20 protein-coding genes are annotated in these 21,804 nt (G+C 66.5%); 17 read left to right on the forward strand and 3 right to left on the reverse strand.

Annotation, left to right across the window (positions count from 1 at the left end):
* Positions 1-25 precede the first annotated feature (25 nt).
* The 6 genes from DDT93_RS25085 (at position 26) to DDT93_RS25110 (ending at position 6,057) form a co-directional block, all read left to right on the forward strand.
* Positions 26-997, forward strand: coding sequence for a TRAP transporter substrate-binding protein (locus DDT93_RS25085; protein WP_109468667.1), 972 nt, complete (start codon positions 26-28; stop codon positions 995-997).
* Positions 998-1,001: 4 nt separating this feature from the next.
* Positions 1,002-1,550, forward strand: a complete 549-nt coding sequence (locus DDT93_RS25090; RefSeq protein ID WP_109468668.1) for a TRAP transporter small permease — start codon at positions 1,002-1,004, stop codon at positions 1,548-1,550.
* Positions 1,547-3,004 (forward strand): M81 family metallopeptidase, encoded by a 1,458-nt coding sequence (locus DDT93_RS25095; protein ID WP_109468669.1) that lies wholly within the window; start codon positions 1,547-1,549, stop codon positions 3,002-3,004. The genes DDT93_RS25090 and DDT93_RS25095 overlap by 4 nt, the downstream gene beginning before the upstream one ends.
* 1 nt (position 3,005) lies before the next feature.
* Positions 3,006-4,508 carry an amidohydrolase family protein gene (locus DDT93_RS25100; protein ID WP_109468670.1) on the forward strand — a complete coding sequence of 501 codons (1,503 nt, stop codon included), beginning with the start codon at positions 3,006-3,008 and terminating at the stop codon, positions 4,506-4,508.
* Positions 4,505-5,413, forward strand: coding sequence for a CobW family GTP-binding protein (locus tag DDT93_RS25105; RefSeq protein ID WP_109468671.1), 909 nt, complete (start codon positions 4,505-4,507; stop codon positions 5,411-5,413). Before DDT93_RS25100 ends, DDT93_RS25105 begins: the two co-directional genes overlap by 4 nt.
* Positions 5,414-5,547: 134 nt before the next feature.
* Positions 5,548-6,057: a VPLPA-CTERM sorting domain-containing protein gene (locus DDT93_RS25110; protein WP_109468672.1), complete on the forward strand. Its 510-nt coding sequence runs from the start codon at positions 5,548-5,550 to the stop codon at positions 6,055-6,057.
* A gap of 69 nt (positions 6,058-6,126) precedes the next feature.
* On the opposite strand, the gene DDT93_RS25115 is transcribed toward DDT93_RS25110, so the two are convergent.
* From DDT93_RS25115 to DDT93_RS25125, 3 genes are all read right to left on the reverse strand, one after another.
* Entirely contained in the window at positions 6,127-6,906 is a 780-nt protein-coding gene (locus DDT93_RS25115; RefSeq protein WP_198654970.1) for a MurR/RpiR family transcriptional regulator, read from the reverse strand.
* A gap of 79 nt (positions 6,907-6,985) precedes the next feature.
* The gene (locus DDT93_RS25120) at positions 6,986-7,666 is read right to left on the reverse strand and encodes an HAD family hydrolase (protein WP_109468674.1); all 681 of its coding nucleotides are present in this window, start codon (positions 7,664-7,666) and stop codon (positions 6,986-6,988) included.
* A 67-nt stretch (positions 7,667-7,733) separates the two neighbouring features.
* Positions 7,734-8,552, reverse strand: coding sequence for a sugar phosphate isomerase/epimerase family protein (locus tag DDT93_RS25125; protein WP_109468675.1), 819 nt, complete (start codon positions 8,550-8,552; stop codon positions 7,734-7,736).
* Positions 8,553-8,874: 322 nt separating this feature from the next.
* Here DDT93_RS25125 and DDT93_RS25130 point away from each other — a divergent pair, with 322 nt between their 5' ends.
* From DDT93_RS25130 to cynS, 11 genes are all read left to right on the forward strand, one after another.
* On the forward strand, positions 8,875-10,515 hold the full coding sequence (locus DDT93_RS25130) for an ABC transporter substrate-binding protein (protein ID WP_109468676.1): 1,641 nt from the start codon (positions 8,875-8,877) through the stop codon (positions 10,513-10,515).
* 105 nt (positions 10,516-10,620) lie between these two features.
* Complete coding sequence (locus DDT93_RS25135; RefSeq protein WP_109468677.1) at positions 10,621-11,622, forward strand: ABC transporter ATP-binding protein; 1,002 nt, start codon at positions 10,621-10,623, stop codon at positions 11,620-11,622.
* A complete protein-coding gene (locus DDT93_RS25140) occupies positions 11,619-12,602 on the forward strand; it encodes an ABC transporter ATP-binding protein (protein ID WP_109468678.1) in 984 nt (327 codons plus the stop codon). Before DDT93_RS25135 ends, DDT93_RS25140 begins: the two co-directional genes overlap by 4 nt.
* A 10-nt stretch (positions 12,603-12,612) precedes the next feature.
* Complete coding sequence (locus tag DDT93_RS25145; RefSeq protein WP_109468679.1) at positions 12,613-13,539, forward strand: ABC transporter permease; 927 nt, start codon at positions 12,613-12,615, stop codon at positions 13,537-13,539.
* 13 nt (positions 13,540-13,552) lie between these two features.
* The gene (locus DDT93_RS25150) at positions 13,553-14,422 is read left to right on the forward strand and encodes an ABC transporter permease (protein ID WP_109468680.1); all 870 of its coding nucleotides are present in this window, start codon (positions 13,553-13,555) and stop codon (positions 14,420-14,422) included.
* Between the two features lie 18 nt (positions 14,423-14,440).
* Positions 14,441-15,187, forward strand: a complete 747-nt coding sequence (locus DDT93_RS25155; RefSeq protein ID WP_109468681.1) for a glycerophosphodiester phosphodiesterase family protein — start codon at positions 14,441-14,443, stop codon at positions 15,185-15,187.
* Between the two features lie 471 nt (positions 15,188-15,658).
* A complete protein-coding gene (nirB, locus tag DDT93_RS25160; protein WP_109468682.1) occupies positions 15,659-18,133 on the forward strand; it encodes a nitrite reductase large subunit NirB in 2,475 nt (824 codons plus the stop codon).
* The gene (gene nirD, locus DDT93_RS25165) at positions 18,130-18,468 is read left to right on the forward strand and encodes a nitrite reductase small subunit NirD (RefSeq protein ID WP_109468683.1); all 339 of its coding nucleotides are present in this window, start codon (positions 18,130-18,132) and stop codon (positions 18,466-18,468) included. Before nirB ends, nirD begins: the two co-directional genes overlap by 4 nt.
* Positions 18,469-18,498: 30 nt before the next feature.
* The gene (locus tag DDT93_RS25170; RefSeq protein ID WP_109468684.1) at positions 18,499-19,350 is read left to right on the forward strand and encodes a formate/nitrite transporter family protein; all 852 of its coding nucleotides are present in this window, start codon (positions 18,499-18,501) and stop codon (positions 19,348-19,350) included.
* A 74-nt stretch (positions 19,351-19,424) separates the two neighbouring features.
* Positions 19,425-21,146 (forward strand): bifunctional protein-serine/threonine kinase/phosphatase, encoded by a 1,722-nt coding sequence (locus tag DDT93_RS25175; protein ID WP_109468700.1) that lies wholly within the window; start codon positions 19,425-19,427, stop codon positions 21,144-21,146.
* Positions 21,147-21,171: 25 nt separating this feature from the next.
* Positions 21,172-21,639 carry a cyanase gene (gene cynS, locus DDT93_RS25180; protein ID WP_109468685.1) on the forward strand — a complete coding sequence of 156 codons (468 nt, stop codon included), beginning with the start codon at positions 21,172-21,174 and terminating at the stop codon, positions 21,637-21,639.
* The last annotated feature ends 165 nt before the right edge of the window (positions 21,640-21,804 follow it).

Genomic DNA, 21,804 nt, shown 5'->3' on the forward strand with positions numbered 1-21,804 from the left:
AACAATCAACAGGAGAGGTAAGACAATGACATTCATGAAATTCTTCACCGCCACGGCAATCGCCGCCACGCTGGCGCTGCCGGTCTCGGCCGAGGTCAAGATCGCGCTCGACACGCCCGCCGACATGGAGCAATCGGGCACTTACGTCTGGGCGCATACCTTCGGCGAATACCTCAAGGCACATGGGATGGAGGCCGAGGAGTACGAGCGCAACGCGCTGGGCGAAGAGGCCGAACGCCTCGACCAGGTGAGCCAGGGGCTGCTCGAAATCTCCATGTCCGACGCCAAGTCGGCAGGCACGCTCGACGGCACCATCTTCGGCTCGATGATGCCCTACTTCTTCAAGGACTCCGATGAACTCGACCGCGCCCTTTCCGAAGGCGGGATGCTGGAGCGGATCAACGCGGGCACCACACCCAAGGGCGTGCGCGTGCTCGACCTCGTCTATCTCGGGTTGCCCTCGGGCATCTTCACCACGCAGAAGCCGGTGCGCACCTTCGACGACATGAAGAACGTGCGGATGCGCGCGCTGGACGAGCTCCAGATCCAGACCTTCGAGACATGGGGCTCAAAGGGGACCATCGTGTCGTGGTCCGAGGTACCGAACGCCCTGCAGACCGGCGTGGCGGATGGCTACATCAACCCGCCCTTCGTGCCGCTGATGTTCGGCCACACCGCCTTCATCAAGTACTTCACCAACGCCAAGATGTCGGCCTCGGTCCGCATCGCCATCGCCTCCGAGGACTGGTACCAGTCGCTCTCGGACGAGGAACGCGCAACGGTCGATGCAGGCGCCAAGGCCGCGCATGACGCCAACCGCGACTTCATCGCAAACCGCGCCAAGATCCTCGACGATCTGAAGGCGGCGGGCATCGAGGTCATCGAGCTCTCGGAAGAGGAACGCGCCAAGTTCCGCGAGGCGTCCCAGCCGCTCTACGAGGCAGTCGAGATGCCCGAGGGCGCACTCGATGCCTGGCGCGCGGCAGTGGGGCAATAAGACCATGCGGGCGACGGCCGTATTTCTGAACACCCTGTCGGACTGGCTGAACCGGTTCGCCCTGATCCTGGCCGTGCTTGCCGTCGCGGTCATGCTGGGCGCCGCGGGCTGGCAGGTCGTCGCCCGCTACGTCCTCGCCCAGCCTCCCGCATGGACCGAGGAACTGGCGCGCTTCTCGATGGTCTGGGGCGGGTTGCTGGGGGCCTCCTGCGCCTACCGATTCAAGACCGACCCGACCCTGTTCCCGGACGCGCTGGCGATCACCGGCACGCGCGGCATTCTCGTGGGGCTGCTGCGCACCTTCGGGGTCGCCTGCTTCGTGGTCCCGGTGCTGTGGTTCAGCATTTTCGGCCCCGGCGCCAACCCGGCGCGGGGCTACCTCGCCCGGCTGGCCGGTCGGCAGGCCGAGACGATGGACGTGCCGATGATGGTCTTCGGCATCGCCATCCCCCTGGCCTTTGCCCTGATCGTCATCCACGCGCTGGCCGATCTCGCCACGCTCTTCGCGCCGGACACCCGGCCCGCGCCCGTCAACAAGGAGACCGCGGCATGAAACTGTTCATGGCCTCGCTGGCCACCGAAACCAATTCCTTCTCGCCCATCCCCACCGGGTGGAGCGGGTTCAGGGAACACCTCCACACCAAGGAGGCTTCGCGTGGCGGGGCCGGGCTCTATGCCGCGGCCGTCACCGTCTGGCGCCAGCGCGCCGAGGCGCTGGGCTGGGAAGTGGTCGAGGGTCTCTCGACCTACGCTCAGCCTGCCGGACCGACTGTGCGCGAGGTCTACGAGACCATGCGCGACGACATCCTCGCGGATCTGACGGCTGCGATGCCGGTGGACGTGGTGTTGCTGTCGATGCACGGCGCGATGATCGCCGAGGGCTACGACGACTGCGAGGGCGACATGCTGACCCGCGTCCGGCAGATCGTGGGACCCGAGGCCAAGGTCGGGCTCGAGATCGACCCGCATTGCCACCTGACCGAGGCGATGCTGGGGTCGGCCACCGCGATCATCTGTTACAAGGAATATCCGCATATCGACGTCAGCGAACGGGCGGACGAACTGTTCACCCTCTGCGCCGATGCGGCTGCGGGGCGCACCAACCCGGTGATGCGCGACTACGACTGCCGCATGATGGCGATGTACCACACCCCGTTCGAGCCGATCCGGGGTTACGTCGACCGCATGTCGGCGATGGAGGGGCAGGGCGGCATCCTCTCGGTCTCGCTGGCGCATGGCTTTCCCTGGGGCGACAACCCGCGCGTGGGCACCCGGACGCTGGTGATCACCGATGGCGACGCGGACCTCGCCGCCGCCCGCGCCGAGGCGCTGGGGCAGGAGCTTTGGGAGATGCGGCACCAGTTGCGCAGCTTCCCCGACCTCGAAACCGGGCTGGACCGCGCCGTGGAGGCAAACGCCCAGCCGGTTGTCCTTGCCGACTTTGCCGACAACGCCGGGGGCGGCGCGCCCTCGGACAGCACTTTCGTCCTGCGCGCGGCGCTGGACCGGGGGCTGAAGGACATCGCCTTCGGTATCTTCTGGGATCCGGTCCTGACCGGCATGTGCATCGACGCGGGCCTCGGCGCGAAGATGGAGGTGCGTGTGGGCGGCAAGATCGGGCGCATGTCCGGCGATCCGGTGGACCTGACTGTCACCGTAAGGGGCATTTCCCACGACGCGATCCAGCATCTAGGCTCCGCCGAGATGAAACTGGGCGATGCGGTCTGGCTGGAGGCGGACGGCGTGCATATCGTGGTCAACACCCGCCGCACCCAGACCTTCCACCCGGAGGTGTTCGAGACCCTCGGGTTGGAACTGGCCAAGATGAAGATCGTCGTCGTGAAGTCTTCGCAGCATTTCTATGACGGCTTTGTCCCCATCGCCTCCGAGGTGATCCACCTCGCGACGCCGGGCGCCATCACCCCGGATTACACGATCATCCCCTACACCAAACGGGCCCCGACCTACTGGCCCAAGATCGAGAACCCCTTTTCAGAGGACGCCTGACATGGCCGAGACCTACGACATCATCATCCGCAACGGCCGTGTCATGGACCCCGAGACCGGCTTTGACGAGGTCTGCGATCTCGCGGTGTCGGGCGACACCATTGCGAAGATCGGCAAGGTCGAAGGCGCCGCGGCAAGGGAGATCGACGCGACCGGCCTGATCGTGGCGCCGGGCTTCATCGACCTGCACGCGCACGGCCAGTCCGTCGCAGCCGACCGGATGCAGGCCTTTGACGGCATCACCACCACCCTCGAACTCGAGGTCGGCGCCCTGCCAGTGGCAGGCTGGTACGACCGTCACGCCAAGCTGCCCCGCCCGCTGAACTACGGTACTGCGGTGGCCTGGATCTTTGCCCGCAAGGTGGCGCTGGGCGCGCTGGAACTGAACGCCGACATTCATCCCATCGACCAGATGGGCAGCGGTTCGGATGACATGAGCTGGTCGACCGAAGCGGCGACGCTGGAGCAGACCGAGGAGATTTGCGCGCTGGTGCGGCAGGGTCTGGACGAAGGCGCCATCGGCATCGGCATTCCCAACGGCTATGCGCCGGGCGCGGGCATGAAGGAAATGGTCGGCGTCTGCTCGCTGGCCTACGAGTACAACACCCCGACCTTCACCCATATCGCCTACATGTCCAACATCGACCCGCGCAGCTCGGTCGACAGCTATGTCCGGCTGATCGGTCTTGCCGGGGCGACCGGCGCGCATATGCACATCTGCCACCTGAACTCGACCTCGCTGATGGATATCGAGAACGTGGTGGGCCTGGTCGAGAAGGCGCAGGAACAGGGCCTGCCCGTCACCACAGAAGCCTATCCCTACGGCACAGGTGCCACCGTGGTCTCGGCGGGGTTCTTCATGGACCCGGACTTCAAGGCGCGCACCGGCAGCGACTATTCCAACATCGAGCTGGTCCACAACCACCAGCGCTTTGCGGACCGCGACGACATCGTCCGCGCCCGCGAGGAGAACCCGACCAATATCGTCATGTGGCACTACCTCGACGTCGAGGTGAACGAGGACCACCGCCGCCTGCTGGACATGTCCGTCACCTATCCCGGCGGCTCCATCGCCTCCGACGCGATGCCCTGGCTGGAGAGTGACGGGTCGATCTACGAGGGCATGGACTGGCCGCTGCCCGATCACCTCTCGGCGCACCCGCGCTCCTCGGGCACCTTCACCAAATTCCTGCGCGAGTACGTGCGTGAGCGCGAGATCGTGCCGCTGATGGAAGCCATCGCCAAGTGCACCATCCTGCCCGGCAAGGTGATCGAGAACTGCGCGACCCAGATCAAGCGCAAGGTGCGCCTGCAGGAGGGCTGTGACGCGGATATCGTGATCTTCGATTTCGACACAATCACTGACCGGGCCGAGTTCACCGCCATGAACCGTCCCTCCGAAGGCGTGCGGCACCTGCTGGTCAACGGCGTTCCCGTCATCTCCGACGGCGCGCTCGACCCCGACGCGGCACCGGGCCGGCCCATCCGCTGCACCCCGGCGTGAGCGTTCCGGTCCTCCTTGTCACCGGCTTCCTCGGGGCCGGCAAGACCACGCTGATCAACGGTATGCTGCAGGCCGGGCACGGCCTGCGCATCGCCGCCATCGTGAACGACTTCGGGTCGATCAACATCGACGCCGCATTGCTGGAGAGCGCGAGCGACTCAGTGATCGGGCTGAAGAACGGCTGCATCTGCTGCTCGTTGCAAGGCGACCTGCTCAGAACCCTGAAACAGGTGCTGGGCAGCGGCAGCGCGCCCGACCTCGTCGTGATCGAGGCCAGCGGCGTGGCGGACCCGGGCGGGATCATGCAGGCGCTGATGGACCCGATGATCTGGCAGCAGGCCAGTCTCGAAGCGGTGGTCTGCGTGGTCGATGCCCTCGACGCAAAGCTCCGCAAGGAGGATGCACTGTGGCGCGCTCAACTCAGCCAGTCCGACATTGTGGTCCTCGCCAAGGCCGAAGGGCTGGAGCCGGACGCTCGTACCGCGCTGACCGCTCAACTGGGCGCAATGGGCAAGCGGCACATCTACGACGCGAACGAACCGCTGCCGCTGCGGACCCTGCTGGCCCAGCCGCGCAACCAAAGGGCAGCGCCGACGGCGCCCATTCGCGACGACCGCTTCGTGCACCTCGAATGGGAGCTTGACGGGCCCGTTTCACTGCCAGCCTTTCAAGACACCATGACGGCACTGGCGCCGAGCCTGTTGCGCGCCAAGGGGTTCCTGCAACTCGCCGGGCGCGAGGGTGCTTTCACCTTCCAACTGGTCGGCCAGCGTGCGGCGATGGCCCCTCGACCGGGACAGGCCGGGTCGGGTTGCCAGCTCGTCCTGATCGGTGAGCGCGCGACCTTCGACCCGGAGGCGGCACGGGCCCGGCTGAACGCGATGGTGGAAACCGGCGGCGCGTAACGCGCGCATGACATTGGCCGCTGCACCGAAACAGAGCGACGGCAGGTTTCACATTACCATCATTAACAAGCTAAATTGCCGTTACCCCGTGCTCCTAGCGTCCGGTTACGCACTGTAACCAATGGACTTTTCCCATGACATTCAAAACCTTCGTTTCCGCCCTCGCGCTTGCCGTTTCGGCCGCCGCCGCCCATGCCGCGCCGCTTACCCTCGATGGAGGCTGGAGCAGCTTTTCGGCGAGCTATGGCAAGACCTCGTCCTGGAACACCTCCTTCGAGTTCACCCTGACCGAGTCCGCGCTGCTGCAGGTCACCGACACCGGCGACAACAACGACATGTATATGGTCACCGTTGCCAGCTCCGGCACCTCCACCGACTACGCGACTTCGACCCCGGTGGGCGGCTACGCCTTCTCGAACGATCCGGATTACACCTTCGGCTCCGATGCCTTCTCCTCGCTCGAGGTGCTGCTCGAAGCCGGGTCCTACGTTATCACCGGACGTCTGAACAACACGGCCTACAGCGCCGGCACCGGCTCGATCCAGATCGTGTCGCCGACCACCGTTCCGCTGCCCGCCAGCGGCCTGCTGCTGCTGGGTGCCTTTGGTGGCGTCGTGGCCCTGCGCCGCAAAACGCGCGCCTGATGCAGTTGCACGACAGGCTTCAGGATGCCGGCCCCTTGGGGTCGGCATTCGTCATTTCGGGGCACAGGGTCAGCCCTCGCCGCGCAGGGCCTGCACCTGATCGCTCAGCAACTCGCACAGCACGATCTTGGCGACCGATGGTCCCAGCTCACCGCGCTCGGGGAGAGGAGACAGCGGCGTGGCGATCAGCACCTTCTCGCAGAGCTTCGACAGGTCCGCGATGCGGCGGCCCGAGATGGCGACACGGTAGGCGCCCCGTTCTCCCGCCGCGGTCAGAAGCTGCCCGTTCTGCGCGGTGAGCCCGGTCTCCGAGATCGTCATGAAGACAGATCGGCGGTCGAGCGAGCCCATGACCTCCTCGGCGATGAAGGAGTCGCTGAAGCCCCGCGCGATCAGCCCGATGCGTGAGAAGCGGTAGGCGAACATCTGGGCGACGATGCCTGAAACGCCCGCACCGAACACATCGACATGGCGCGCTTCCACCATGCGCCTCGCAACTTCGGCAAGGTCGGTGGCAGCAGTGCCATCAACGGTCGCGCGGATCGCGTCGGCGATCCGTCCGGCAAGATCGGTGCCGCGCGGTTCGGCGCTGTGGCGATAGGCGATATCGGATGCAAGGGAGAGCTTGAACGACGAGTAGCCGTCGAACCCCAGCCGACGGCAGAACCGCACGATGCTCGCCTCGCCGCTGCCGGTCAGCTCGGCCAGTTCCGACATCGAGGCGCGCACCGCCACCTCCGGTTCGCTGAGGATGACGTCGGCGATCCGGGCGAGGGCGTCGGGCAGGTCGCCCCGGCTGGCCTCGATGCCGCGCAGGACATCCCGGGTCAGCGCTACGGTATCCGGCATGTGGTCTTCCTCTCTGCGGGGCGGCGGTCTGCCGGGGCGCATGGTGCGGGGCAGCATAGCATGGCCGGGCCAGTCCCGATCAAGCCGGGGCGGTCGATTGCGACAGGGCCGCGCGCAACAGCTCGAGCAGTTCAGGCGCCGAAGCAGCGATGTCCGAAGCCCCGGCGGCGCGCAGGCGCTCGGCATGGCCCGGTTGGATATGCCCGGCGGCGGTAAACCCGATGGCCCGGGCCCCGGCCGCGACGGCCCCGGTGATCCCTGTCACGCTGTCGTCGATCACGATCGCCTTGCCGATGTCGGCGCCGAGGGCGCGGGCGGCATGGAAGAACAGGTCAGGTGCGGGCTTGCCGTGGTCGACGTCCTCGGCACTGAAGACACGGGTATCGAAATGCCGCAGCAGCCCGGTCACGCCGAGCGAGAGCGCCACGCGGCGGTGCGAGCTGTTCGAGGTCACGCAGGTCGGGGCGTCGAGCGCCTCCAGCACCCCGGCGATGCCGTCGACCGGTTGCAACCGGTCCTGAAACCGGCGCAGCACAAGATCTTCGAAGTTCGACTGGTAGCTCGCGGGCAGGTTCACTCCATAGGTGTCGCGCACGGTCTGGTGAGCCGCCTCGGCGGTCTTGCCGGTGAACAGGGCGTTGGCCTCCTGCCAGCTCATGTTGATGCCCAGTTCGGACAGCAGGTCGGCCGCGGCCTGTGCGGCCAGCGGTTCGCTGTCCACGAGGACGCCGTCGCAGTCGAAACAGATGAGAGTGCTCATGGCCTTGGCCTTTCGTCTTGTTGCCCCGGTCGGGAGTGAGGGCACGCAACCGTGCCCCCGGTTGGTGTCAGCGGGCGAGGCCGAGGCTCTCGAGGTAAGCCGCCGAAGGACGGATGCCCGCCTTGTCGCGCAGTTCCATGATCAGCCGCGGCTGGCCGCCCAGCGGCGCGAGCGCGGCAAACACCGCGTGCCAGTTCACCGTGCCCTTGCCGATTGCCCAGTGCCGGTCGGCGTAGCCGTCCGCGTCCTGCAGGTGGATGTGGTGCAGCAGGTCGCCCGCGCGGTGGACGTAGTAGTCGACCGGCGGCGCCCCGGTGGAACCATGCGCGTAGTGCGCGTGGCCAGTGTCGATGGAGACCTTGACCGAGGGGCTGTCAAAGGTGCGGGCAAGCGCGCAGCGGGCGTCCGGATCCTTGTCCTGGATGTTTTCCAGCACCATCTGAACCCCGGCGCCTTCGGCCCGCGCGATCACCGGGTCCAGCGTGGCATGCACATTGTCCAGCAGCTTCTGGCGCGCGTTCGGCAGCATGTCGAGGTTGTTGTAATCCCAAGTGGTGTAGGGGCTGTGGATCACCATCTGGGTCGCGCCAAGCGCCTCGCAGACGGCAAGGCCCTGTTCCATGCGCTTGGTCACGATCGCGCGGATCTCGGGGTCGGGGTTGTCCAGCGTCAGGCCCCAGAACGGTCCGTGGATGCCTAGGCGGCCGGTGTAGCCGTCCAGCAGGGCGCGGGCCCGCGCGACCAGCGGCTGCCAGTCGCCGTTCAGCACCTCGGCGGTGATGAAATCCTGCAGTTCAAGGTCGCGCTGGTCGGCGATCAGCCAGTCGCGGTGGGTTTCGAGTGTATCGAGCGGCATCGCCGCGCCGAGTACGGGAAGAGACGTCATGGAAAGCTCCGTGGCATGGGGAATCGCCCTCTGCGAAGATGTGCCCGCAAGGGCCTCCGGTGCCGGGAAAAGCGGCACCGCCGGCGCCCGGGTTATGTCTCTCTTGTGACAGGATGATTACAAAACTCCACCTTTGTGTGGGTATGTGGAGTGAAACTCCAAATTTCGCCGAACGGTAATCAAAGCGTCGTCGAACTGTCATGAAACCCGGCTTCTTAGGGCCTCGTTGACGGTCGCGATGGGCGGCCTGACCCTCCAACCCAAAGAGCCCGGCGCGTTCACCCCCGCAAGAAACAGTGACCCGGGCCACGAGGAGACAGACATGATCCGACTTAATCGACGCCATGCGCTTGGCCTGATGGGCGCCACCGCCAGCAGCCTGATGCTGCCCGGCTACCTGCGCGCACAGGGCGCCCGCCCCTCGGTGGTGGTGGCCGTTCAGAAGATCACCAACAACAACACGCTCGACCCGTGGAACGAACAGTCCAACGTGGGTGAGCGCGTGCTCTACCCGAACCTGTGGGAAGGCCTGATCCTGCGTGACTGGATGGGCAACCAGGGCCCCGTTCCCGGTCTCGCAACCGACTGGCACCGCATCGACGACAAGACGCTGGAGCTGAAACTGCGCGAGGGCGTCAGGTTCCACAACGGCGACGAGATGACGGCCGAGGACGTGGCCTTCTCCTTCTCGCCCGAGCGCGTGTTCGGCGATACCGAACCGGCGGGTGGCAAGACCATCTTCGCCGAGGACTACAAGCCCGAAACCGCCAAGGACCTGCCCGCCAACGTGCCGGGAATCGGCCGCCGCAAGTGGCCCTCGCTGGCCGGGGTCGAGATCGTCGACAAGTACACCGTGCGCTTCCACAACGCGACGCCGGATGTGACACTGGAAGGCCGCCTCTACGCCGGTGGCAGCCAGATCCTGAACCGCCGCGCCTGGGACGAAGCGGCGACCTACGCCGATTGGGCGGCCAAGCCCGTCACCACCGGCCCCTACTACGTCGAGGAATATCGCCCCGACGTGTCGCTGACGCTGCGCGCCTTCGACGACTACTGGGGTGGCCGTCCGCCGCTGGAACGCATCACCTTCGTGGAAGTGCCCGAAGTGGCGAGCCGCGTGAACGGCCTGCTGTCGGGCGAGTATGACTTTGCCTGCGACCTGCCGCCGGACCAGATCAAGAATGTCTCGGGCGTCGACGGTTTCGAGGTGCAGAACTCGACCATCTGGAACCACCGCATCTCGGTCTTCAACACCCAGAACGAGATCCTGGCCGACCCGCTGGTCCGCCGCGCCATGACCCACGCCATCGACCGCGAGGCCATCGTGCAGGCGCTCTGGGGCGGGATGACCAACATCCCCGCCGGTCTGCAGTTCGAGAGCTTCCGCAGCTCGGACATGTTCATCGAGGGCTGGACCGTTCCCGAGTACAACCCCGAACTGGCCCGCGACCTGCTGAAACAGGCTGGCTACAAGGGCGATGCGATCCCCTATCGCCTGCTCAACAACTACTACACCAACCAGACTGCCAACGGGCAGATCATGGTCGAGATGTGGAAGCAGGTCGGCCTGAACGTCGAGATCGAGATGAAGGAGAACTGGGGCCAGATTCACGACCCCGCGGGCGTCAAGGGCGTGCGCGACTGGTCGGCCTCGAACACCATCAACGACCCGATCACCCCGATGGTGGTGCAGTTCGGCCCGAACGGCGAGATGCAGCAGAAGAAGGACTGGTCCAACGCCGAGTTGAACGACCTGTCGATCGTGATGGAAACCTCGACCGACCGCGCGCAGCGCAAGAAAGCCATCGCCCGGATGCTGGAAATCGCGGAGCGCGAGGACCCGGCCTATCAGGTGCTGCACCAGAACGCCGTCTTCACCGGTATGAAGTCGTCCCTCGGCTGGAAGGCCGCCCCGGCCTTCGCGATGGACTTCCGCGCCTCGAACTGGCCCAGCAACGGCTGAGCCATCCGAACCGAGTTCCCCCGGCGGGCCCTGTGCCCGCCGGGGATTTCCCGTTTCGGCCGGGCCCTCCGCCTGGCCGGTTAGATTGACGAGAAAGGAGGGATCATGGCCAACCTGGTCGAGATCCGCGACCTGCGGGTCGCCTTCGACGGGGTACCGGTGCTTCACGGCATCGACCTGGACGTGAGACCCGGCGAAGCGCTGGGCCTTGTCGGCGAGAGCGGCTGCGGCAAGTCGGTGACCTGGCTGGCGGCACTGGGGCTGCTGCCCTCCAAGGCAAAGGTCAGCGGAACGGTGACCCTTGGCGAGACCGACCTATCCGGCGCGCCGCAGGCCAAGCTGGAAAAGGTGCGGGGCGGGCGCATCGCGATGATCTTCCAGGATCCGTCCTCGGCCCTGAACCCGGTACTGAAGGTCGGCCGGCAGCTGTGCGAGGCGCTGCGGCTGCATCGCGGCCTCACGGGGAACGACGCCCGGCGCGAGGCGCTGCGGCTCATGGACATGGTCGGCATCCCCGACGCCCGGGGCCGTTTCTCCCTCTATCCCCACGAATTCTCGGGCGGCCAGTGTCAGCGGCTGATGATCGCGATGGCGCTGGCGGGCGAACCCGACCTGTTGATCGCCGATGAGCCGACAACGGCGCTCGACGCGACGATCCAGGCCCAGATCCTCGATCTCCTTGCCCGCCTCCGGGCCGAGATGAACATGGCCATCGTCTTCATCAGCCATGACCTCGGTGCCGTGGCGCAGGTCTGCGAACGGGTCTGCGTGATGTACGCGGGCCGTATCGTCGAGCAGGGCGCGGTCGGGCTGCTGTTCGAGCGCCCCCGCCATCCCTATACCCGTGGCCTGTTTGACGCGATCCCGCGTCTGCACGGGCCGCGCACGCCGCTGGTGCCGATCCCCGGCACCGTACCCGATCCGCGCAACCTGCCAAAGGGATGCGCCTTCCAACCAAGGTGCGCCCACGCCCGCGGCTTCTGCCAGAGCGAGCGCCCGGACCTGCTGGCGCAGAAGGACGGGCGCAAGCTCGCCTGCGCCTTTCCGCTGCCGGAAGGCAGCGAAGAGGTCGAGCGAGAGGTTCGGCGCGAAGGAATGCTGCAATGAGCCCGCTGCTTGAAGCCAACGACCTCGTCCGCGTCTACGCGGGCCGCAAGGGCCTCTTCGGCAAGGCCGTGCCGGTGCGCGCCGTCGATGGCGTCAGCCTGCGGGTGAACCGGGGCGAGACGCTTGGCATCGTCGGCGAGAGCGGGTCGGGCAAGTCCACCCTCGGGCGCCTGCTGCTGGGCGTCGATCCGGCGCAGGGCGGCACCGTGCAGTTCGACGGCCAGCAACTGCCCGAGGCCGGAACCCAGGCCTGGCGGGCGTTGCGGGCTCGAATGCAGATGGTCTACCAGGATCCGCTGGCCGCGCTGGACCGCCGCCTGACCATCGCCACCCAGATCCGCGAACCGCTCGATATCCACCGCGTCGGCACGCCAGAGCAACGCGAAGCGCGGGTGGCCGAACTGATGCGCGCGGTGGGGCTGCGCCCGGATCAGGCGGGCCGCTATCCGCACGAACTTTCGGGCGGGCAGCGGCAGCGCGTGGTGATCGCCCGGGCACTGGCGACCGATCCCGACCTGCTGGTCTGCGACGAGCCGGTCTCGGCGCTCGACGTGTCGATCCAGGCGCAGGTGGTGAACCTGCTGCGCGAGTTGCAGGGCGACGGCCGTCTCAGCATGGTCTTCATCAGTCACGACCTGAAGGTCGTCCGCAACCTCTGCGACCGGGTGGCGGTGATGTACCTCGGCCGCATCGTGGAGGAGGGGCCCTCGGAAGAGCTCTTCGCGAACCCGCAGCATCCCTACACACAGGCGCTGATCTCGTCGGTTCCGGAACCGGGGCGCGCCCTCGACTCCCGCGTGATCCTGCAGGGCGAGCCGCCGAACCCGGCCCGTCGCCCCAGCGGCTGTGCCTTTCACCCCCGTTGCGCCCGCGCGACCGATATCTGCCGCGGGCAAGTGCCCGACCTGATCCCGGTGGCGCCCGGCCAGACCGCCGCCTGCCACCACGTCACCGGCGCCCGCGCCACGCGTGCCGCCTGAGGAGCGACAGATGATCCGCTTTGTTTCCCTCCGCCTCCTGCGCGCCCTCGTCACCATACTGGCGGTGATGACCTTCGCCTTTGTCGTCCTGCGCATGTCGGGCGACCCGGCCGAGGTATTGTTGGGCCCCGACGTGCCGCAGAACGTGATCGACGCCTTCCGCAAGCAATGGGGCCTCGATGCGCCGCTCTGGCAGCAATACCTGTCCTACCTCGGCGCCATCTTCTCGGGCGACTTCGGCCTCTCCATGCGGGACCGCTCGCCCGCCATCGACCTCGTGATGGAGCGGATCCCTGCGACCCTGCAACTGACCATCCCGGCCCTGCTGCTCAAGCTGGGGATCGGCATCCCCGCCGGTATCTACGCCGCCCTGCACCGCGACAGCGCGTTGGATCGTGGGGTCATCTTCCTTGCCATCCTTGGCTTCACCATCCCCTCCTTCGTGATGGGGCTCGTCCTCGTGCTGATCTTCGCCGTCACCCTCGGGGTGCTCCCCTCCGGCGGGATAGGGACCTGGCAGCACGCCATCCTACCCGCCATCACCATTTCCATCGGCGGCATCGGCATCCTCGCGCGTTTCTCGCGCTCGGCGATGATCGAGGTGCTGGGCCAGCCCTACATCCGCACCGCTTCTGCCAAGGGAGTGAAATGGCGCGACGTGGTGCGCGGCCATGCACTCCCCAATGCCGCTGTGCCGATCGTCACCATCGTGGGCTTCATGGTCGGCTCGCTGATCGCGGGAGCCGTGGTGGTCGAGACTATCTTCAGCTGGCCCGGCATCGGGCGGCTGCTGATCGTCTCGGTCTCGAACCGCGACCTTGCCGTAGTGCAGTGCATCCTGTTGCTGATCGCGGCGGTCATGGTGGTGTCCAACCTCGTGGTCGACCTGCTCTATGGCTGGCTCGACCCGCGCCTGCGCGCGCAGCCCGCGCATTGAGAGGAGCGTCACGATGACCTTTGCCAACCCCTCCGAAACACCAACCCGCCGCCGGGGCGTCCTGCGCGCCGCTACCTCGGTCCCCCCCGCCGTTGGCTTCGGGATGCTCTGGCTCGCGCTCATGGTGCTCTGCGCCCTCTTCGCCAACTGGGTCCGGCCCTACGACATCACCCAGATGGACCTCTCCGCCCGGCTCTCGCCGCCGGGCACGCCGGGGCACTGGCTCGGCACCGACGAACTGGGCCGCGATGTGCTGTCGCGACTGATCCAGTCGGTGCGCGTCTCGCTGGTCATCGCCTTCGGCGCCACGATCATCTCGGCGGTCTTCGGCACCACGCTCGGCTTTCTCGCCGCGCAGTTCCGCGGGGTGGTCGAGCACTTCGTGGTGATGCTGGCCGACTTCCAGGCCGCGCTGCCCTTCCTGATCATGTCGCTTGCGGTGCTGGCCTTCTTCGGCTCGTCCATGTGGCTGCTGGTCTGCCTCATGGGCTTCTACGGATGGGAGCGCTACGCCCGCATCGCGCGGGGCCTTGCCATTTCGGCGGGCGCACAGGGCTATGCGGCGGCAGTGGTCCAGCTTGGCGCCACGCCACGCCGGGTCTACCTGCACCATATCCTGCCCAATGTCGCCTCGACCCTGATCGTGTCGATGACGCTGACCTTCCCCGAGATCATCTTGATGGAATCCGGCCTGTCGTTTCTCGGACTCGGGGTGCAGCCCCCGGAAACCAGCCTTGGCAACATGGTCGGCTTTGGCCGCGAGTATCTGACCACGGCCCCCTGGATCATGCTGGGGCCCGCCGTGGTGATCATGCTGACCACCCTTTCCATCTCGCTCGTCGGCGACTGGCTGCGCGACAAGCTCGACCCGACTATCCGCTGATCCCTTAAGGAGACTGACATGACTGCCATCACAGGCCACCGCGGGGCCCGCGACCTCTGGGCCGAGAATTCGCTGACCGGCTTCCGCGAGGCGGCGAGGCTCGGTTGTGACGCCATCGAGTTCGACGTCCACCTCACGGACGCGGGCGAACTGGTGGTGATCCACGACGCCACACTGGAACGCACCACCGAGGGCATGGGCGAGGTGCGCGCCCTGCTGCCGGAGGAACGGGCGGCGACACTGCTGAAGGACGCCGCCGAGGGGATCCCGACGCTGGACGAAGTGCTGACGGTACTGGCCCCTGCAAACGTGCAACTGCACGTCGAGATCAAGCTCGACGCGCAGGGCAGGGCCTATCCCGATATCGCGGGGCTGGTCGCGGACCGGCTCAGGGCGATGGGCGTTGCCGACCGGTCGCACCTGACCTCCTTCGACCTCGGTGTCCTCAGAGACTGCCGCGAACACAGCCCCGAGATCCCGCTTCTGGTCTCCGCCGACGCCAACTGGGTGGGCAAGTGCGGCGGGCTCGAAGCCTTCTTCGCCGAAGTGGCGGACCTTGCCGACATAGTGGCGCTGCGGCACGACTTCTTTGCCTCGGTCTATGACGACGTGCTGCGCCTCTGGCCCGTGGAGCGGCTCTGCGCGTGGACGATCAATGAGCCGGATGTCATGCGGGCATGGCTGGCGCGCGGTGTCGGTCACCTGACCTCCGACCGGCCGGACCTGGCCCTGAAACTCCGCCGCGAGATGTTGGCACCGGCCTGACTCACGCCGTCAGACACAACTGCCGGGGCAAGCGACTCGCAGGCCGACTCACCCCGGGCTGTGCGTGGAACGATTCGGTTGTGTCCGGTCGGCGAGGCGCTCCAGGCCGGCCCCCGATATGCCGCGAAGCTGGGCAATCGGGGTAGTCACATGCCTGTGATCTAGGCAGGTCGCCCCCTGATACGGGCCCCCGCGGTGCGATTCCCGCGGGAACCGACAAAAATCTTGCCCGGTTCCGGCGATCCCGGTAGCCACTAGTACGAACGGATGGATCAGGTCCATCCTCAGCCGCAACGGCGCGGCAATTTCCGTCAAGAGCCCTCGAACGGGCGCGCAGCAACGATGCTGCATCTTCGAACCGACACGCTCGGATCGTGGGTTTTGCAGCGCGTTCAACGCATTGCTTTCCCTGACAGAAATCGCCGCGGCCCCGGCTTTCCGGTTCCGCATTCGCACACCCGGAGAGCCCCTATGACCAAGCAGAAACTCGTCATCATCGGTAACGGCATGGCCCCCGGCCGCATGCTGGAGCACCTGTTCGACCTTGCTCCCGATGCCTTCGACGTCACCATCTTCAACGCAGAACCACGCGTGAACTACGACCGCATCATGCTGTCGCCGGTCCTGTCGGGCGAGAAGTCCTTCGACGATATCGTCATCCACGACGACGCCTGGTACGCGGCCCGCAACATCGCCCTGCACAAGGGTCACAAGGTGGTGGCGATCGACCGCGACGCCCGGACGGTGACCAGCGCGGGCGGCATCACCGCCGCCTATGACAAACTGGTGGTCGCCACCGGTTCCAATCCCTTCATCATCCCTGTGCCCGGACATACGCTGCCCGGCGTACTGGCCTATCGCGACCTCGACGACGTCGAGGGGATGACCCGTGCCGCCGCAGCCGGTGGGCGCGCCGTGGTGATCGGCGGCGGCCTCCTCGGTCTCGAAGCCGCCGCCGGACTCAAGGCGCAGGGCATGGACGTGACCGTCCTGCACCTGATGCCGACCCTGATGGAACGTCAGCTTGACCCCGCCGCCGGCTACCTGCTCCAGAAGGAGCTGGAATCCCGCGGTATCGAGGTGATCTGCGGCGCGAACACCAAGGCGATCCACGGACAGGAGAAGGTCGAGCAGGTCGAGCTGGAAGACGGCACCCTGATCGACGCCTCGCTGGTGGTGATGGCCGTCGGCATCCGCCCGAACACCCAGCTGGCCAGGGACGCGGGGCTTGAGGTTCAGCGTGGCATCGTGACCGACAGCGCGATGCGCACCTCCGATCCCGATATCTTCTCGGTCGGGGAATGCGTCGAGGTCGATTGCCGCGTGTATGGCCTCGTCGCGCCGCTCTACCAGATGGCCAAGGTCGCGGCCACGCACCTCGCGGGCGCCTCCGACGCCGCTTTTGCCCACGCCGAGACACCGACCAAGCTGAAGGTCACCGGCGTGAACCTCTACTCGGTCGGTGAATTCGGTGACGGCCCCGGCTTCGAAGACATCGTGCTGCGCGACGCCAACCGGGGCACCTACAAGCGCATCATTCTGAAGAACAACAAGGTGATCGGCACCGTCCTCTACGGCGACGTGGCCGACGGCACCTGGTACAACGAATTTCTGAAGTCAGGCGAGGACGTGTCCGCACTGCGCGATACGCTGATCTTCGGGCAGGCCCGTCAGGGCACCGGCGCGGCGGACCCCCTGGCCGCCATTGCCAATCTCTCCGACGATGCGGAGATCTGCGGGTGCAACGGCATCTGCAAGGGCACCATCGTCAACGCCATCAGGGACAAGGGCCTAAGCACCCTCGCAGAGGTGCGCGCCCATACCAAGGCCTCCGCTTCCTGCGGAACCTGCACCGGTCTGGTGGAGGGCGTCATGGCCCTGACCCTCGGCGACCAATTCGCCAAGAAGGCCGAGGGCATGTGCGGCTGCACCGATCTTGGCCACGGCGACGTGCGCCGCCTGATCGTGGCGAAGGGGCTCAAGAGCATCCCCGCCGTGATGCAGGAGCTGGAGTGGAAGACCTCCGGCGGCTGCGCCAAGTGCCGCCCGGCGCTCAACTACTACCTGCTGAGCGACTGGCCGGGCGAATACAGGGACGACCAGCAGAGCCGTTTCATCAACGAGCGCGTGCATGCTAACATCCAGAAGGACGGCACCTATTCTGTCGTGCCCCGGATGTGGGGCGGTATGACCTCGTCCGACGAACTCCGCGCCATCGCCAACGTGGTGGACAAGTTCAACATTCCCGACGTCAAGGTCACCGGCGGCCAGCGCATCGACCTGCTGGGCGTCCGCAAGGAAGACCTCCCGGCGGTCTGGGAGGACCTGAACAAGGCCGGGATGGTCTCGGGCCACGCCTATGCCAAGGGCCTGCGCACGGTAAAGACCTGCGTCGGCTCGACCTGGTGCCGCTTCGGCACGCAAGACTCCACCGGCCTCGGCATCAAGCTCGAAAAGTTCCTCTGGGGCTCATGGACCCCGGCCAAGGTCAAGCTTGCCGTGACCGGCTGCCCGAGAAACTGCGCCGAGGCGACCTGCAAGGACATCGGCGTGATCTGCGTCGATAGCGGCTACCAGATCGTCTACGGCGGCGCGGCTGGCCTCCACATCCAGGGCACCACCGAACTCGGCACCGTGAAGACCGAGGAGGAGGTGATCGAGATCGCGGGCGCCGTGACCCAGATGTACCGCGAGCAGGGCTTCTACCTAGAGCGCATCTACAAATGGGCCGAGCGGGTCGGCTACGACACCGTCAAGGCCGCGATCCTCGACGATCTCGACAGCCGCCGCGCCTATTACGAACGCTTCGTCCATTCGCAGAAATTCAGCCAGTCCGACCCCTGGTCCGAACGTGTCTCGGGCGTGGACAAGCACGAATTCAAGCCGCTCGCCGTCTTTGGCGATGCCCCCGCAACCGCAACCACCGTCACGGAGCCCGCAGAATGAACGCGATCAGCCGCGATACCGCGATCGACTGGCGCCATGTCGGCACCATCGACGACATCCCCGCGCAAGGCGCGCGTTGCGTCACGAACGGCGCGATGACCATCGCCGTCTTCCGCACCGCCGACGACCGCGTCTTCGCTCTTGAAGACAAGTGCCCGCACAGGAACGGGCCGCTCTCGCAGGGCATCGTGCATGACGGCTGCGTGACCTGCCCCCTGCACAACTGGGTGATCTCACTTGAAACCGGCGCCGCACAGGGCGCCGACGAGGGGCGGACCGCCTCCTTTCCCATCCGTCTCGACGGGCGGGACATCTACCTCAACCTTACGGCCTGACTGGCTGCAACCTACTGAAAGGACTTCGATATGTCATATATCCAGCCCAAGGAATTCGCGGCCAAGATGGTCGACGCCGGCGAATCCAAGATCTTCATGTCCACCAAGGACACCCTGATCCGCGCCTACATGGCGGGTGCCATCCTCGCGCTTGCGGCGGCCTTTGCCGTCACCATCGCGGTCAACACCGGCAACTTCCTCGTCGCCTCGCTGCTCTTCCCAGTCGGCTTCTGCACGCTCTACCTGCTGGGCTTCGACCTGCTGACCGGCGTGTTCACCCTCGCGCCGCTGGCGGTCATCGCCAAGCGTCCGGGCTGCACCTGGAGCGGTGTGCTGCGTAACTGGGGCCTCGTCTTCTGCGGCAACTTCGCGGGCGCGCTGACTGTCGCGCTGTTCATGGCGATCATCTTCACCATGGGCTTCACCACCGAACCGAACGAGGTCGGCCAGAAGATCGGCCAAATCGGCGAGGGCCGGACGCTGGGCTATGCCGCCGCCGGGTTCGGCGGGATGCTGACCCTCTTCGTGCGCGCCGTGATGTGCAACTGGATGGTCTCGACCGGCGTCGTCGCCGCGATGATGTCGAACTCGGTCTCGGGCAAGATCATGGCAATGTGGATGCCGATCCTCGTCTTCTTCTACCTCGGGTTCGAGCACTCCATCGTGAACATGTTCCTCTTCCCGAGCGGCATCATGCTGGGCGGCCAGTTCACCTGGATGGACTACTTCCTGTTCAACGAGATTCCGACCGTGATCGGCAACCTCGTCGGTGGTCTGACCTTCGTCGGCGGCATGATCTACGCCACCCACTTCAAGGAATCGCCCAAGCGGAATGCGGCGCTTGCCCGTAACGCCGACGCGGTCGGCATGCCCGCCGAGTAAGGGCCGATCCCCGGGGCCCGGCTGTCCACGGCCGGGCCCGTTCTCCCTCAGCTGAGGCAGCGATGGCCAAGGACATGACCCTTTCCCCCACCTTGACGGTCCGCATCGGCCAGTATTCCGATGCGGGCCGCAAGCCGCGGAACCAGGACTTCCACGGCGCGGTGGTGCCCGAGGGCGCTGCTCTCGGACTGAAGGGCATCACCCTAGCCATCGCCGACGGCATCTCGACCTCTGACACCAGTGCCGAGGCGGCCCAGATCGCGGTCGTCAGCCTGCTGAGCGATCATTACGCCACCTCCGACGCATGGACCGCGCGCACCTCGGTCAACCGCGTCGTGGCGGCGGCCAACGCATGGCTCCATTCCCGCAACCTGCAGGGCGGTCAGCCCGACGTCGACCGCTGGGGCCTCTGCACCCTGACGGCACTGGTGCTGAAGGGGCGGTGCGCCCACGTCTTCAATATCGGCGACAGCGCGGTCTGGCGGGTCTCGGGGCAGAGCCTCGAACCGCTCACGCAGGCGCATCGCATCTCCCGTCCCGGGGGCGGCGGCTGGCTCGCGCGGGCGATGGGCGCGGAGCCCCGCGTCGAGCCCGATTACCTGGCCAGCGACCTGTCGCTCGGTGACACCTTCCTGCTGACCACCGATGGCGTGCACGACCACTGGGAGGCGCGCACCGTCCTCGCAATCCTCCGCGACCAGCCCGACGCGGACGAGGCCGCCCGTGCCATCGCCCTGCATGCGATGGAGCGGGGGAGCGACGACAACCTCACCGTGCAGGTCGCCCGCATCGAGAGCCTGCCGGAGGTGGGCGCCGCCTCGGTTCTGGCCGGTGCCGGCCAGCTTCCGGTCCCACCCCTCCCACGAGCCGGCGACTGGATCGACGGCTACCGGATCCTGCGCGAGCTGCACGCGAGCGCGCGCAGCCACGTCTATCTCGCCGAGGTGGAGGAGGGCGGCAAGGTCGCCCTAAAGATCCCCTCCTCGGAAATGCGCGAGGATCCCGACTACCTCCGCCGCTTCATGCTGGAGGAATGGATCGCCCGCCGGATGATCAGCCCCCACGTCCTGCGGGCCCCCGCGCTCGGGACGCGCACGGCGCTCTACACCCTGGCCGAATACGTCGAGGGCCAGACGCTGCGCCAGTGGATGACGGACAACCCCAGACCGTCGCAGGAGGAGGTGCGCGACATCACCGACCAGATCGCGCGGGGGCTCCGGGTGTTTCACCGCAAGGAGATGATCCATCAGGATCTCCGGCCCGAGAACATTATGCTGGACCGCGACGGAACGGTGAAGATCATCGACCTCGGCTCGACCACCGTGGCGGGCGTGGAAGAGGCGGCGCCGGGCACGCTGGGAGAGATGCCGGGCACCTTTCAGTACACCGCGCCCGAGTACCTGTCAGGCGACATGGTCAGCTGGCGGTCAGACCAGTTCTCGCTGGGGGTCATCGCCTACGAAATGCTCACCGGCCGTCTGCCCTACGGGGCACAGGTGGCGCGGGTGCGGTCACTGGCCGACCAGCGGCGGCTGGGCTACGCCAGCGCGCGCGACGAACAGAGCGGCGTTCCCGGCTGGATGGATGCGGCGCTCCGGCGGGCCTGCCATCCCGATCCGGCGCGCCGCTACGACGCGCTCTCCGAATTCGTTGCCGACCTGCGCCGCCCCGGCGCGGGCTGGCGCGCAGACCGGCAGGTGCCGCTCGCCGAGCGCAACCCGGTTCGTTTCTGGCAGACCGTCTCGGCCATCCTTGCCGTGGTCTGCCTCATCCTTGCCGTCCACATGGGCGGCTGACCTCACCCTGACAGGAGGACCGAAGATGAAGGACCTGACCACCACCGAACTGCTCAGCCGCGAAGACGTGACCGCGCTGATCCTCGTGGGCAAGAAGCGCGCGGGCCTGACATGGGAAGGCGTCGCCGAGGCCATCGGCATGTCCCCGGTCTGGACCCATTCCGCCTGCATGGGCATGAACGCCATGCCCGAGGCCAAGGCGGTGGCGCTGGCCGACCTTCTCGACCTGCCCGAGGGCGCGGCAGAGCTCCTGCAGGAGAGCCCTACGAAGGTCTGGGAGCAGGCGGTTCCGACCGATCCCTGCATCTATCGCCTCTACGAGATCGTCGGCGTCTACGGCCCGACCATCAAGGCGCTGATCCACGAAAAGTTCGGCGACGGCATCATGAGCGCCATCGACTTCGACATGGAGGTGATCCGCGTGCCCCACGAAAAGGGCGACCGGGTCAAGATCGAGATGTCAGGAAAGTACCTGTCCTTCAACGCCTGGTAACCCCTCGCGCGCCAATCCGTAGGGATGCGCCAAAAAGAGCTGGCCCGGAGAAATGTCCTTGATTTCTCCGGCATTGGCCATTTGACTTACCTCAAGGAGAGGGGACGCCAAGTGCGTTTAGGTTAAGTCGAGCGGCGGTTTCTGCCGTCGCGCCGTAATATTGGT

The sequence above is a fragment of the Albibacillus kandeliae genome, from assembly GCF_003116585.1.
In the GTDB taxonomy this organism is placed as follows: Bacteria; Pseudomonadota; Alphaproteobacteria; order Rhodobacterales; family Rhodobacteraceae; genus Albibacillus; species Albibacillus kandeliae.